Consider the following 14753-nt stretch of genomic DNA (forward strand, 5'->3'; position numbering starts at 1 on the left):
GCGGTGAAGCGTACCGTAATGAACCGAATTGCCGTTCGGCCCGGTCGCTGGCCATACACCTGCACGCCTGATCACGTCAGGTAATCGCCGGTTTTTCACTCGAACGTGTGTTTGGCGCAACCTTTCGAAAGCAACTACCGTTGGCTAGCTAGGGAGAGAACATCTCGAGAGGGGCCGACCGACGTGACCACCACCGCAGACAGCGCCACCATCACTGCCCAGGACCGCTCCCAGAGCCGACTCGAGCCGGTGCATGCCATGAATGACGCAGCCACGAACCAGGAGGGGCCCAAGCCCGCTCGCTCCCTGCCGGGCCGACCTCCAGGCATCCGCGCCGACAGCTCGGGACTCACGGACCGGCAGCGACGCGTGATCGAGGTCATCAGGGACTCCGTGCAGCGGCGTGGTTACCCACCGTCGATGCGTGAGATCGGGCAGGCGGTGGGTCTCTCCAGCACCTCCTCGGTCGCGCATCAGTTGATGGCCCTGGAGCGCAAGGGCTTCCTCCGCCGCGACCCCCACCGCCCGCGGGCGTACGAGGTGCGCGGCTCCGACCAGCCGAGCAGCCAGCCCACCGACACCACCGGCAAGCCGGCCGCCTCGTACGTCCCGCTCGTCGGCCGCATCGCGGCCGGTGGCCCGATCCTCGCCGAGGAGTCGGTGGAGGACGTCTTCCCCCTCCCCCGCCAGCTCGTGGGCGACGGCGAGCTCTTCGTACTGAAGGTCGTCGGTGACTCGATGATCGAGGCCGCCATCTGTGACGGCGACTGGGTCACGGTCCGCCGCCAGCCCGTCGCGGAGAACGGCGACATCGTGGCCGCCATGCTGGACGGCGAGGCGACGGTCAAGCGGTTCAAGCGGGAGGACGGGCACGTCTGGCTGCTCCCGCACAACTCCGCGTACCAGCCGATCCCCGGCGACGAGGCGACGATCCTCGGCAAGGTCGTGGCGGTGCTGCGGCGGGTGTGAGCCACCGCCCCTGACCGGGCCCCGGAACCAACTGCGCCGGTTCCGGGGCCCTGCTGCGTCCGGGGCCGGCCGCAGGCGCTACGCCTCGGCCGCCTTCGCGGCAGCATCGATCGCGGCCAGGGACCTACGGGCCTGATTGCGGTCCGTCGTGTACCAGAAGTCGGGCAACGAGGCCCGCAGGTAGCTGCCGTAGCGGGCGGTCGCCAGGCGGGGGTCCAGTACGGCGACCACCCCACGGTCCCCGGACGCTCGGACGAGGCGACCGGCGCCCTGGGCCATCAGCAGGGCCGCGTGCGTCGCGGCGACCGCCATGAAGCCGTTGCCCCCGGCCTCGTCGACCGCCTTCTGGCGAGCGCTCATCAGCGGGTCGTCGGGACGCGGGAAGGGGATCTTGTCCATGATCACCAATTGGCAGCTGGGTCCCGGCACGTCCACGCCCTGCCAGAGCGAGAGCGTCCCGAACAGGCAGGTGGGCGCGTCCGCCGCGAAGCCCTTGATCAGCTCGCCCAGGGTCTCCTCGCCCTGCAGCAGGATCGGCATCTCGAGGCGACCCCGCAGCTCCTCGGCCGCGCTCTGGGCGGCCCGCATGGAGGAGAACAGCCCCAGCGTGCGGCCGCCCGCCGCCTCGATCAGCTCGGCCAGCTCATCGAGCATGTCGTCGCGCGTACCCTCGCGGCCCGGGCGGGCCAGGTGCTTGGCGACGTACAGGATCCCCTGCTTGCCGTAGTCGAAGGGGGAGCCGACGTCCAGGCCCTTCCACTGCGGCGCGTCCTCGGACTCGGTGCCCTCCGGGGCCAGGCCGAGCGAGGCACCGACCCCGTTGAAGTCGCCGCCCAGCTTGAGCGTCGCCGAGGTGAGGATCACCGAGCGGTCGGCGAAGAGCTTCTCCCTCAGGAGGCCCGACACGGACATGGGGGCCACGCGCAGGGAGGCGCCGAAGCGGTCATGGCGCTCGTACCAGACGACGTCCCACTCGGAGCCGTTGGTGATGCGCTCCGCCACGTCGTGGATCGACTCCACGGAGGCCAGCGCCTGCTTGCGGACGGCGTCCTCGTCCTGGACCGACTTGTCGCGGGTGGAGCCGAGCGCCGTGATCACCGAGCGCGCGGCGTCCCGCAGGGCCATCAGCGCGTACCCCAGGTCCTCGGGGATCTCCTCCAGGCGGCCCGGCAGAGCCAGCTCCATCAGCCGCTCGAAGCCCTCGGCGGCGGTCTGGAGCTGATCGGCCGCCTTTTCGTTGACGAGTTTGGCCGCGCGGCGGACGGCGCGGCTGACCTGCCCGGGGGTCAGCTCGCCGGTGGCCACGCCGGTGACGCGGGAGACCAGCTCGTGGGCCTCGTCCACGATCAGCACCTCGTGCTGGGGAAGGACGGGGGCGCCCTCGATGGCGTCGATGGCGAGCAGCGCGTGGTTCGTGACGACGACGTCGGCGAGCTTGGCGCGCTCGCGTGCCGCCTCGGCGAAGCACTCCGCCCCGTAGGCGCACTTCGAGGCCCCGAGGCACTCCCTGGAGGAGACGGAGATCTGCGCCCACGCGCGGTCGGACACCCCGGGGGTGAGATCGTCGCGGTCGCCCGTCTCGGTCTCGTCCGCCCAGTCCCGCATCCGCAGCAGGTCCTGGCCCAGCTTGCTGGTGGGCGCGGCCGCCTCGAACTGGTCGAAGAGCCCCTCCTCCTCGTCCTGGGGCATGCCTTCATGGAGGCGGTGCAGGCACAGGTAGTTCGAGCGGCCCTTGAGCATCGCGAACTGAGGGCGGCGGCGCATCAGCGGGTGCAGCGCCTCCACCGTGCGCGGCAGGTCCCGCTCCACGAGCTGGCGCTGCAGGGCGAGGGTGGCCGTGGCGACCACCACGCGCTCCCCGTGCGCCAGGGCCGGCACGAGGTAGCCGAGGGATTTGCCCGTGCCGGTGCCGGCCTGGACCAGCAGGTGGGAGCCGTCGTCGATCGCCTCGGCGACGGACTCGGCCATGGACACCTGGCCAGGGCGTTCCGTGCCGCCGACGGCGGTGACGGCGGCGTGCAGGAGCTCGGGGAGGGAGGGCTTCGTCATAGCGCGACCACCCTACGGTGCCCCACTGACAATCCCGCGATCACGGCTGGTGCAGAGGGTTGGGCACCGTCCCGTGCACGGCGGCGTGGGGGCGCTGCGAGCGGTCCCGGTACCCGTCGAGGAGGAGCCGGTTCCGGTTGAGGCACAGTCGCTCGATACGGGGTGTGAGCAGGTCGAACATCTCGTATCGCTCCTTGAGCTCCGGGGCGCGTGCCTGATACCGCAGGATCTCGGCGCGTACGGCGGACCAGAATTCGCCCTCTCGAACGCCCAGTTGTTCCTCGCACAGCGGCGCGAGGTAGCGGAAGACCCCCACGAAGAGACCGGAGTGGATGAACTGGGTGAGGAAGTCGGGCGGCTCGGTGAGCAGTACGTCCCGCACGTCGGCCGGCATCGAGTCGTGCTCGGGCAGCGGCGTGGCGCTGACGTTCACGTCGTCCACGAAGTCCTTCACGGCGAGGCGGACGGGCACGTCCTGGTCGTCGAAGACGACGATGGCGTTCTCACCGTGGGGGGAGAAGACGGTTCCGTAGCGGTAGAGGAAGTGCAGCAGCGGGGGCAGCAGGGCGGCGAACAACCGGCGCAGCCATACGGCGGGGGCGAGCCCGGAGCGTGCCACGAGTTCCGCGACGAACGCCTTGCCGTCCGGGTCGACGTGCAGCAGTGAGGCAAGGGTGCGCGCGCGTTCGTCGGGGGCCAGGTAGCGGGTGATCGGCTCGCGCCAGATGGCTCCGAGCAGCTCCCTGTACTGGTAGGGGACCTCGGGCAGCCCGTCGTACACCGGGTGCTCGACGGCCACCGAGGCCACCTCGCCGAGCAGGATCACCCCGCACTCGTCGCGCAGGAAGGGGTCGGCGTCGCGCAGCGCGTGCATCCACGCCGTGACGGCGGGCGCGGCGACGGTGCGTTCCGTGGGCAGGCCCCGCCACACCAGTGTGTTGAGGACCGACAGCGGCAGTTTCACGGTGTGTCGGTCGGGGCGGGAGGCGTTGAGGAACGTACGGATGGACTGCTGCGGGAGACGCAGGTCGCCGTCGCTCCCGAGCGGGATGACGGCGTTCGCGGCGACGGAGGGCGCGAAGAGCGGCAGGACGATCTCGTCCCACTGCCAGGGGTGCACGGGGAGGTAGAGGTACTCCTCCGGGTCCACCCCGCGCGCGCGGAGTAATTCCGCGAACTCTTCCCGGGTGGCCGCGGTCAGCTCGCGCGCGTACAGCTGCCGAGCGGTGTCCAGCCCGCGTACGCCCCGGTATACGGCGAGGTCGGTGTGGACGGCGATCCATGGGAGCGTCGTGGAACGGCGGCACTCCGGGGCCCAGCGGGCCGTGTCGCCGGCGGAGAAGCCGATGCGCCCTTTGTTGAGGACGAGCCAGGGGTGGCCGGTCTGGTGCCCTTCGAGCTCCGCGTACCCGAGGTCGGCGAGCTGGGCCGCGCCGAGCGCGGTGTGGTCGATACGGGCGTCGGCGCTGAGCGTGATGCTCAGCTCGCGGATGAGGTGGCCGAGGGTGGCGCCGTCGAGTCCGAGGGTCCGGCGGGCCAGCGCGAGGAATCGCACGGGGTCGTGGAAGGGAACGGCGGGCGCGCCACCCTCGGACAGGGCCAGGCCGGCCGGGCTCACCTGCCAGCCGCCGTACGCGCCCCGGCGGGCGCGGAAGGTGAGAAAGGCGCCGCTGCGGCTGCCACCGGAAGCGCTGGCGGCGCTTTTCGCGGGCGTGGCGCTGCCGCCGGGGGCGGTGGGTTCCGCGGGGGTGGTGCTCCCGCCTGGGGTGGCGGGTTCCGCGCGGGTGGTGCTCCCGCCGGGGGCGGCGGGTTCCGCGCGGGTGGCGCTCCTGCCGGGGGCGGCGGTGGCTTCCGCGGGGGCGGCGCGCCGGGCCGGCTCGAACGGCTCGTCGGATTCCGCCGTCTCCGCCGGTTCGAGGAACAGGCGGTAGAGGCGGTACTCGGCGGTCCCAGCCTCTCCCCCGGACGCGCCCCCTCCCTGGGGCGCGCCCCCTCCGCCAGGCCTCGTGCTTTCACCGGGCCCGGCCCCTTCGGCGGACGCGTCACGGCCGTCCGCCCCGTTCTCTATGACCGGCACGGGTCGGATGAGCTCCTCGTACGCGAACTCGGCGATCATCTTGGCGAGCAGTCGGCGTCCGGCCGCGTGCCATCTGGTCGCGGTCAGCTCGGGTGGGTCGTAGAGCGCGGCAAAGGGCCGGGGGGACGGGTTTGCGGACGGATTCGGCACGGGGACTCCTCCGTGAGGGAACCGGGTCGGGGCGAGTGGTGCGGCAGGAGTGATCGGGTCAGAGCACAGCGCGCAGGGCGCGGTCACGGACCATGAGCGCCGCCCTTTTGTCGGGCAGCTCCACTTCGGCGGAGAACCGGAAGCCGGCGCTCAAAAACGCGGAGACGGAAGGGCTGTTGCGCAGGTCGGGTTCGGCGATGACGCGCGCGCACGCGGGCCGGTGGTCGAACACGAGATCGGCGACAGCTCTCAGCAACGCCGTCCCGAGGCCACGGCCCCGGTGGACGACGCCGCCGATGAGGAGGTGGATCCCGGTGTCGTGCGGGCGCGCGGGGTAGTGACGGGCCAGCGGATCGAGGTCGGCCCGGTAGATCTCCCAGTAGCTCATCGGCACGCCCTCCAGTACGCCGAGGCACGGCACGCTGCGCCCGTCGCCGCCCAGCTGGGGACTCAGATGGGCCTCCGTGAGGGACTCGGGACCGGCGAGTTCCCAGAAGGCAGCCACGGCGGGGTCGTTCATCCACCGGCTGATCAGCGGAACGTCACGTTCAAGGCGGACGGGTACGAGTTGGAAGACGCCGACCGGGGTGGTGACCGGCCCCCAGCCGGCGATGTTGTCCAGGAGGTCCTCGACCGCCGCGCCCAGGGCGGGGCCCGGCGCGCGCTCCGACTGGTCGATGGGTGCCGCCCGCGCAGGTCGTTCATCGCCCTCGGCCAGGAGGGCGATGAGTTCGTCGGGCAGGCGCAGGTCCAGAGTGTCTGCGCCGTCGGCACCATCGGCACCCGCGGCCGCGGACTCGGTTCCGGCGTCGGTTCCCGCGTCGGTTCCGGCGTCGGTACTCGCATCGGTGGGAGGCACGGCGTCGCTCCTGTCAGGAGTCGGAGGAAGTGGGCATGTTCCTCAGGAATGGAGGGGGTTGGTGATGGTGACGTAGACGGACTGGGTGTCGACCGGACCGACGAGTTCGTCGAGACCGTGCAGCCGGGTGAGGAGATTGGCCTTGCACCGCAGCACGGGTGAGTCGAGCAGCGTGGCGGGCAGAGAGGTGCGCAGCTTGTCGGGGCCGGTCGCGACGTCACGGAGGAAGCGCCGGAAGGCGGCGAGCAAGAGCCGCTCGTCCGCTAGCCGTTCGGCGCCGAGGGCGCCGATCAGTCCCAGGATGTTGTTGATGCCGAGGTAGTAGGCGAGCCGCTCGTCCGTCACCTCGTCGGAGACGAAGGTGTCGCTGTGCTCGCCGATCCCGGGAAGCCGCCGGTCGAGTTCGACGCGCCGGGACTCGCGGAAGTAGTAGCCCTGGTTGTCGCGGTAGCGGCCGCCGACGGGCCAGCCGTCCGGGTCGAGCAGCAGGACGGTGTTCTGCTGATGGGCCTCCAGGGCGACGCCCGCCTCGCTGTCCAGCCACAGGATGGGGCGGACGACGGTCTCCAGGTAGCGCAGGAACCACTCGGCGGCGACGGCTCCTCGGGGGCGGCCCGTGTGTCCGGCCAGCCTGGTGACGATCTCGCCGAGCCGGGAGCGCATGAGGTGGAGGTCCTGGCCGGCGGGCCGTGCCGAGGGCCTCGGCGAGACGAGTCCCGCGACGCAGGTGGCGTCGGCACCGGGGCCGAAGGGGTTGTGCCGGATCATGACGTCGAGGCCGGGGACGGGAGCGCCGTCGGGGCCGTCGACGGCCAGCCACGCCGGGTCGCGGACGACGTCGAAGCAGGGGTGGATCGCCTGCCACTGGTCGCCGAGGCCGCTGCGCAGCAGCCGGTGCACCTCGACGCCCCGGTGGAGTTCCTTGCGGAGGTTCTCGCGACGGGAGTTGGTGATGCGCAGGCCCAGCGAGAGCTTCAGCATGGCGGCCGCGCCGGAACGGTACAGCGTGCGGACGGAAGAGGTGGGGTGCCAGGGCGCGCCGTGCGGGCCGAGGTCCCGCAGGAGCCCGGCGTCGAGGAGTTCGGCCGCCGCGGGGCGGTGCCGCAGTTCGCGGATCTGCCAGGGGTGGACGGGCAGAGCGGCGCAGCCGTCCGGCAGCGGCAATTCCGTTTCCGTCAGGCGGGCGGTGAGCTGCTCGGCGGGGACCGCGCGGCCGCGCTCGGTCCAGGCCGAGTCCGAGGCGAGTACGGAGCGGTCGACGGCCAGCCAGTGCAGCGGGAAGGCGCCGCGCAACTCCGGTGAGTAGAGCCGGGATTCCGCGTCGGAGAGCCCGTCGCGGCTCTTGGGGGTCGGGTGCAGGGGGTGCCCGAGGAGGAGGGACTGTTCGGCGGCGAGGAAGAGGTCGGGCCGGTCCTGCGGGCTGGCGCGGCGGTCCGCGATGAACTCGGCGGTGCGTCGGACGGAGTCGGCGACCCGGCCGACCAGGTCGGCGCCGTCACCGGTGCGTGCGGGGTTCGCCGCTTCGGAAGGGGTGGGGGGTTCGGCGCCCACGTCCCTCGGGGGGCACGCCGCTTCCGAGGCGGAGGCATGGCCGTCGGTTCCGGCGGAACCGCCCGCCGGTTCCTCGCCGCGGCGGGCGCTTTCGCGGCCGAGGAGGGCGGCGACCGTCACGGCGTCGACGGGGGGCGCGCCGGGTGGGCCGTCCTCCAGGTAGGGGAGGCCGAAGCGGTGCCAGCCGGTGACCGACCAGTAGTGCACGGGGACGATCAGGGCGGTGCCGCTGGCGTGGAGGGGGACGCGCAGGGCGCCGTGGTCCGGTGCCGGGAGGTCGTTCTCCCTGACCCAGCAGCGCAGGAGGTTCTCCACGGCCGCCGCCTGCGCGGCGATGTGCGGATCGGGGTGCTCCAGCAGGTCGGTGGATGTGCCGCACAGGTGCTCGACCTCGTGGCCGCCACCCTTCTGCCGGGGAACCGTGCCGGACTCCGTGACCCGTGAGGATTGCGTGACGCACGCGCCGGGGGCGTCGGGGTGGGGGCGGCCTTCGGATGTGGGGGTGGCGTTCAAGAGGGGTTCCTTGTGGTTGTTCGGGCTCCGTGTGGCGACGGTGGCCGGGGCGCGCCCCGGCGTCTCGTGGCCGCGGGGGCGGCCCGGGTCCGTCCTTGCTATCCGTGGTGGGCGCGCGCCGCGGTGGCCAGCGCGTCGGCGAGGCGGTCGAGGACCGCGGCCGCCTGTTCGTCGGTGATGGTCAGGGGCGGGAGGAGTCGTACGACGCTGGAGTGGCGGCCGCCGAGTTCGACGATCAGGCCGCGGCGCAGACACTCGCGCTGCACGGCGGCGGCCAGCCGGGGTGCCGGCGGGCGCGGACGGGCGGCCGCCGGCAGGGCGGGTGGGGTTTCGGTGGACAGGTCGTACGCGGTGACGGAGGGGCCGCCCGATACGTGCTCGGTGTTGCCGCCCCGGGCCTCGGCGCCGTCGGGCGCTTCCTCGGGGTCGACGAGTTCGACGCCCAGCATCAGGCCCCGGCCCCGCACCTCCCCCACGCAGGTGTGCGCGTCGGCCAGTGAGCGGAGCTGCGTGAGCATGCGCTCGCCCAAGGAGGCGGCACGCTCGGCGAGGCCGTTCTCACGGACGTACGCGAGGGTCGCCGTGCCCGCGGCCATGGCGAGCTGGTTGCCCCGGAAGGTGCCCGCGTGGGCGCCGGGCGGCCAGACGTCCAGGTCGTCCCGGTAGATCACGACGGCGAGCGGAAGGCTGCCGCCGATGGCCTTGGAGAGCACCATGACGTCCGGTACGACGCCGCTGTGCTCGACGGCCCAGAAGGCGCCGGTACGTCCGACTCCGGTCTGCACCTCGTCCGCGATGAGCGGGATGCCGCGGGCCGCGGTGATCTCCCGCATCCGGCGCAGCCACGCGTCGGGCGCCGGGAGGACGCCTCCCTCGCCCTGGACCGGTTCGAGGATCATGGCCCCCGGAAGCGGTACGCCGGATTTGGTGTCGTCCAGCAGGCTCTCGGTCCAGCGGGCGGAGAGCTCGGCTCCACTCGGGCCGCCGAGACCGAAGGGGCATCGGTAGTCCTGCGGGAAGGGCAGGCGCGCGACGCGCACGTCCTGCGCGCCACCGGAGGCGGCCAGCGCCCCGGCCGTCATGCCGTGGTAGGCGCCGGTGAACGCCAGTACGCCGTCGCGGCCGGTGGCGGCGCGGACCAGTTTCAGCGCGGCCTCCACGGCGTCGGTCCCGGCGGGCCCGCAGAACTGGATCCGGGCGCGCTCCGCGAGAGCGGGCGGCAGGGTGCCGAACAGCTCGGTGGTGAAGTCGTCCTTGACGGGTGTGGCCAGGTCGAGGACGTGCAGCGGCGCTCCGGAGTCGAGGACCTTCCTGATGGCTTCGAGCACGACCGGGTGGTTGTGGCCGAGGGCCAGGGTCCCGGCACCGGAGAGGCAGTCGAGGTAGCGGCTTCCGTCCGCGCCTTCGATGGTCATGCCGCGCGCCCGCACGGGCACGATCGGCAGCGCTCGCGCGTAGGTGCGGGCCGCCGATTCACGTGCGGCCTGCCGCCTGAGGATGCCCTCCTGCACGGAGGGAGCGGAAGACCCGGACGGCGCGGGTGGGACGGAAGCCGCACACGGCTCGGACGGCGCAGGAGGTACGAATGCCGCAGATGCCCCGTACGGCATGGACGGCGCAGATGCCCCTGACGGCACGGACTGCGTTGCGGAACGTGCCGCGGACGCCGCCGCGGACGCAGGCTCGGTCACGGCCACGACTATTGGTCCTCCCGCTGTGGACGAGCACGTCCGGTCCGGGGCGACCCCGGGGAGCCCATGTGGCCGGACGCGCGGGCAAGTTGGCAGGGGAGATGAACGCAGGTCGCGACTCCCCCGTACGTACCAACGACGGCGGCCCCGCAGGATCACGGGTCATCGGAAGATCCTTGCCGTGACGGAACCGTTGCCCTTCCGTCGGCCGTCCCCAACGGCACCGGCATAGTGTGGGGTGCCGTTCACCAGGGACAGGTGCGCCGCTCATCGAGTCACGGAAGGGGGCGCGCCGGTGTGCGACGGGTGCCGCGCGCCCGGATGTCCGGCACTTTGGAAAGATTTCGAGGCCCAGGGGGAATCTCACGATGCGACCCATACGTCCGCTCTTCACTGCCCGCGAGGGGAGGAGCGCGCGCACCAGAACCTCCCCCGTGGCGGCCGCGGTGGTGCTCGGCGCGGCGCTCGCGCTGACCGCCACGGCCTGTGGCCCCGGCGAGGACAACGCCGGCGGTGACACGTCGTCGGCACAGCCCGGTGACAGCGCCGGCGACGGCAAGGTCCAGATACCGGGCGACCTCCGGGACCGGTTCAAGGAGCACGGGATCGACCTGGACAAGTGGCGGAACGGCGCCTGGAAGAACTGGGACAAGGACGACTGGCTGCGCGAGGCCGGCGAGTTCGTCAACCCGATCATCGAGGACCTCTGGGACTCGGACCGGATGCGGGACGCCGACAAGAACCCGGACCGCAGGGTCGACGACAGCGACATCTCCGGTGACCAGGGCGTCACCGACCCGGCACCGGCCCCGGTGAAGGCGGCCGCCGTGCAGGCGCCGTACCACGGCCAGGCGGCCGAGTCGGGCAAGCTCTTCTTCGACGGGCCCGAGGGCTCGATGGTCTGCTCCGCGACCGTCGTCAAGGACCCCGCCCACCCGGGCAAGTCCAACATGGTGTGGACCGCGGGCCACTGTGTGCACGCGGGCGCCAAGGGCGGCTGGTACCGCAACATGGTCTTCGTCCCCTCGTACAACGACAGCGGCAAGTCGGCCGAGGAGCTGCGGAACGCCCCGAAGGAAGAGGTCGCTCCGTACGGTGTCTGGTGGGGTGACTGGGCGCAGACCTCCGACCAGTGGATCGAGCAGGGTGGTCCGACGGGCGGAAAGGGCGCGCCGTACGACTTCGCCGTCATGCACGTGAAGCCCGAGAAGGGCAGTGAGGGCAAGTCGCTCGAGGAGACCGTCGGTTCGGCGCTCCCCGTGGACTTCAACGCCCCGGCGGTGCCTGAGATCAAGTCCATGACGGCGACCGGTTACCCGGCGGCGCCGCCGTACGACGGCCAGAAGCTGTTCCAGTGTGCCGACGAGCCGGGCCGGCTCTCGCTCACCAAGTCCGACCCGACGATGTACCGCGTCGGCTGCACCATGACCGGCGGTTCGTCCGGTGGCGGCTGGGTGGCGCAAGGCCGGGACGGCGAGCCCGCCCTGGTGTCGAACACCTCCATCGGCCCGGTGACGGCGGGCTGGCTGGCCGGCCCGCGCCTGGGCAAGGAGGCCAAGGGCGTCTACAGCGCGGTCAGCAAGAAGTTCGCCGGCCGCTGACGGTGCGCGGCGGGGTCGCCGGAAACCTTCACGACCCCGCCGCCGTTCGTCCCCGACCTCATGGGCATAGTGGGGTGTTGTGCCAGGGCGGAGCCGCGCGGACCCACAGGGGCACGCATATGACACGCACATGACAACTCCTCGGCACCCGTACCCGTACCTGCACTCACATCTGCCCCACACCCACTCGCACCTACATACGATTCCGACTTCCGCGAGGCCGCGCCGCCACGCGCGCCCTCGCACCACACGCTCCATCGGGGGTAACAGCACCATGCGTTCCACTCCTGCGCCCTTCGCCCGCCGTCGCGGGCGTCGCGTCGCGCTCGCCACGACCGGGCTCGCCGCGGCCCTGGCGCTCACCGCCACCGCCTGCGGCCCGAACGACGACAAGGCGGGCGACCGGTCCGACGCGGCCGCCTCCCAGGGCGCCGACAACTCGGGGGCCGGTTCCGGGGGTTCCGACTCCCAGCTGCCGGGCGACCTCGCCGACAAGCTCAAGAAGCACGGCATCGACCCGGACAAGTGGAAGAACGGCGCCTGGAAGAACTGGGACAAGGACGACTGGCTGCGCGAGTCCAAGGACTTCGTCAACCCGGTCATCGCCGGGCTCTGGAAGCCCGAGCGGATGCGGAAGGCCAAGGACCCCGACAAGACGATCGCCGCGAAGGACGCGGCCACCGACCAGGGCGCGACCGACCCCGAGCCGACGCCGGTCCCGGCCAAGGCCGAGAAGACGCCGTACCACGAGAACGCCGCCCCGGTCGGCAAGATCTTCTTCGACTCCCCCGAGGGCTCGATGGTCTGTTCCGGCACGGTCGTGAAGGACCCGCGCAACCCCGGCAGGTCCAACCTCGTGTGGACCGCCGGCCACTGCGTGCACGCCGGGCAGAACGGCGGCTGGTACCGCAACATCGCGTTCGTGCCCTCGTACAACGACCTCGGCAAGTCCGAGGCCGAGCTGGGCCGAGCGACCTCGCAGGAGATAGCGCCCTACGGCCAGTACTGGGCGGACTGGGTCTCGACCTCCAACGAGTGGATCGACGAGGGCGGTCCGACGGGCGGCGCCGGCGCGACGCACGACTACGCCGTCATGCACGTCAAGCCGGAGCAGGGCGGCAAGTCCCTGGAGGAGACCGTCGGCAACGCTCTCGACGTCGACTTCTCGGCCCCAGCGGCGCGGAGCGTCGGCTCGATGGGCGCTTGGGGCTACCCGGCCGCTCCCCCGTTCAACGGTCTGATCATGCACAAGTGTGTCGACAAGCCGGGGCGCCTTTCGCTCTCGCCGTCGCTGCCGACGATGTACCGCATCGGTTGCACCATGACCGGTGGCTCGTCCGGCGGCGGCTGGTTCCGTGTGGTGGGCGGCAAGACGAAGCTCGTGTCGAACACGTCCATCGGCCCGGCCGAGAACACCTGGCTGGCCGGACCGCAGCTGGGCGAGGGCGCCGAGCGGGTCTACGACATGATGAGCAAGAAGTACGGCTCCCAGTAGCCGTGCGGCACGCCTGAACGCCACGTCTGAGCGCCACTCCTGAGCGCCGCACGCGGCACGGCGAAGGCCCGCCCCCTATGGAAGGGAGCGGGCCTTCGCCGTGTGTGCGCCGCCGTCAGTGGGTGGCCGGCACGTACGGGCCGAGTTCCGCGGCGAGCTCTTCGTGCACCCGCGCCTTGAGCAGCGTTCCGTCGCCGGTGTGCTCCTCGGAGAGCACCTCGCCCTCGGCGTGCGCACGGGAGATGAGCTGGCCCTCCGTGTACGGGACGAGGGCCTCGATCTCGACCTCGGGCCGCGGCAGTTCGGTGTCGATGAGCCCGAGCAGCTCCTCGATGCCGGCGCCGGTGCGGGCCGAGACCGCGATCGCGTGCTTCTCGTTGCGCAGCAGCCGCTGGAGGACCAGGGGGTCCGCCGCATCCGCCTTGTTGATCACCACGATCTCGCGGACGTCGGTCGCGCCCACGTCACGGATGACCTCACGCACGGCGGCCAGCTGCTCCTCCGGCACCGGGTGCGAGCCGTCCACCACGTGCAGGATCAGGTCGGAGTCGCCGACCTCCTCCATGGTGGAGCGGAACGCCTCGACGAGATGGTGCGGCAGGTGCCGCACGAACCCGACGGTGTCGGCCAGGGTGTACACCCGGCCGCTCGGCGTCTCGGCCCGGCGCACGGTCGGGTCGAGGGTGGCGAACAGTGAGTTCTCCACCAGGACGCCCGCGCCCGTCAGGCGGTTGAGCAGCGAGGACTTGCCGGCGTTCGTGTACCCGGCGATGGCGACCGAGGGCACCTTGTTGCGCCGGCGCTCCTGCCGCTTGATGTCGCGGCCCGTCTTCATCTCCGCGATCTCACGGCGCATCTTCGCCATCTTCTCGCGGATCCGACGCCGGTCCGTCTCGATCTTGGTCTCACCGGGACCACGGGTGGCCATGCCGCCACCGCCGCCGCCGCCCATCTGACGGGAGAGCGACTGACCCCAGCCGCGGAGCCTCGGCAGCATGTACTGCATCTGCGCCAGGGCGACCTGCGCCTTGCCCTCTCGGGACTTGGCGTGCTGGGCGAAGATGTCGAGGATCAGCGCGGTCCTGTCGACCACCTTGACCTTGACGACGTCTTCGAGGTGGATCAGCTGGCCGGGGCTCAGCTCACCGTCGCAGACGACCGTGTCGGCGCCGGTCTCCAGCACGATGTCGCGCAGCTCCAGGGCCTTGCCGGAGCCGATGTAGGTCGCCGGGTCCGGCTTGTCGCGGCGCTGGATGACGCCGTCGAGGACGAGCGCGCCCGCGGTCTCCGCGAGGGCGGCGAGCTCGGCGAGGGAGTTCTCCGCATCATCGACCGTCCCGGAGGTCCACACGCCGACGAGGACCACGCGCTCCAGGCGGAGCTGGCGGTACTCGACTTCGGTGACGTCCTCGAGTTCGGTGGAGAGGCCGGCGACGCGGCGCAGAGCCGCGCGCTCGGAGCGGTCGAGCTGGTCGCCGTCCCGCGCTCCGTCGATCTCGTGGCTCCAGGCGACGTCCTCTTCCATCAGGGCATCGGCCCGAAGACCTTCGGGGTAGTTCTGCGCGAAGCTCTGTGCGTCCTGGGAAGGGGAAGAAGAGGAGGTCATTGGATCCTTACGTCGATGCGTCGATGGGAATGCGGACGGATCCGGGGACCCGCCCTCGACGGATGCGTCACCCGTCTCTGTCGACAACGCCCGGTACGGCCCGGAGATTCCCGTGTCCAGCCCGGACCGGACCGGCCAGGCCGTGCCGTCGTCGACCTGACGATGGTCGCACGGCACGGCCCGTCTCGTCAT

General features: G+C 71.8%; 9 protein-coding genes. 3 read left to right on the plus strand and 6 right to left on the minus strand.

Translation table 11 applies throughout. The features are described from left to right. Nucleotides 1-183 precede the first annotated feature (183 nt). On the plus strand, nt 184-969 hold the full coding sequence (lexA, locus tag ACZ5GP_RS32445) for a transcriptional repressor LexA (protein WP_223777175.1): 786 nt from the start codon (nt 184-186) through the stop codon (nt 967-969). A 78-nt stretch (nt 970-1047) separates the two neighbouring features. Here lexA and ACZ5GP_RS32450 read toward each other — a convergent pair whose 3' ends face one another. The 5 genes from ACZ5GP_RS32450 to ACZ5GP_RS32470 form a co-directional block, all read right to left on the minus strand. Further along, nucleotides 1048-3018 carry an ATP-dependent DNA helicase gene (locus tag ACZ5GP_RS32450; protein ID WP_468754247.1) on the minus strand — a complete coding sequence of 657 codons (1971 nt, stop codon included), beginning with the start codon at nt 3016-3018 and terminating at the stop codon, nt 1048-1050. 40 nt (nt 3019-3058) lie between these two features. Further along, nucleotides 3059-5245 carry an IucA/IucC family protein gene (locus ACZ5GP_RS32455; RefSeq protein WP_468754248.1) on the minus strand — a complete coding sequence of 729 codons (2187 nt, stop codon included), beginning with the start codon at nt 5243-5245 and terminating at the stop codon, nt 3059-3061. A gap of 58 nt (nt 5246-5303) precedes the next feature. Next, the gene (locus tag ACZ5GP_RS32460) at nt 5304-6104 is read right to left on the minus strand and encodes a GNAT family N-acetyltransferase (protein ID WP_468754249.1); all 801 of its coding nucleotides are present in this window, start codon (nt 6102-6104) and stop codon (nt 5304-5306) included. Nucleotides 6105-6146: 42 nt separating this feature from the next. Further along, complete coding sequence (locus ACZ5GP_RS32465; protein ID WP_468754250.1) at nt 6147-8168, minus strand: IucA/IucC family protein; 2022 nt, start codon at nt 8166-8168, stop codon at nt 6147-6149. Nucleotides 8169-8266: 98 nt separating this feature from the next. Continuing rightward, entirely contained in the window at nt 8267-9679 is a 1413-nt protein-coding gene (locus ACZ5GP_RS32470) for a diaminobutyrate--2-oxoglutarate transaminase family protein (RefSeq protein ID WP_468754251.1), read from the minus strand. A gap of 548 nt (nt 9680-10227) precedes the next feature. Between ACZ5GP_RS32470 and ACZ5GP_RS32475 the strand changes: the two genes are divergently transcribed. Then, a complete protein-coding gene (locus tag ACZ5GP_RS32475) occupies nt 10228-11460 on the plus strand; it encodes a trypsin-like serine peptidase (protein WP_468754252.1) in 1233 nt (410 codons plus the stop codon). 274 nt (nt 11461-11734) lie between these two features. After that, nucleotides 11735-12955, plus strand: coding sequence for a trypsin-like serine peptidase (locus tag ACZ5GP_RS32480; RefSeq protein ID WP_468754253.1), 1221 nt, complete (start codon nt 11735-11737; stop codon nt 12953-12955). Between the two features lie 115 nt (nt 12956-13070). Here the strand turns inward: ACZ5GP_RS32480 and hflX are convergent, their stop codons facing one another. Beyond that, the gene (hflX, locus tag ACZ5GP_RS32485) at nt 13071-14561 is read right to left on the minus strand and encodes a GTPase HflX (RefSeq protein ID WP_358696521.1); all 1491 of its coding nucleotides are present in this window, start codon (nt 14559-14561) and stop codon (nt 13071-13073) included. Between the last annotated feature and the right edge of the window lie 192 nt (nt 14562-14753).

The sequence above is a fragment of the Streptomyces sp. NPDC031466 genome (assembly GCF_055581265.1).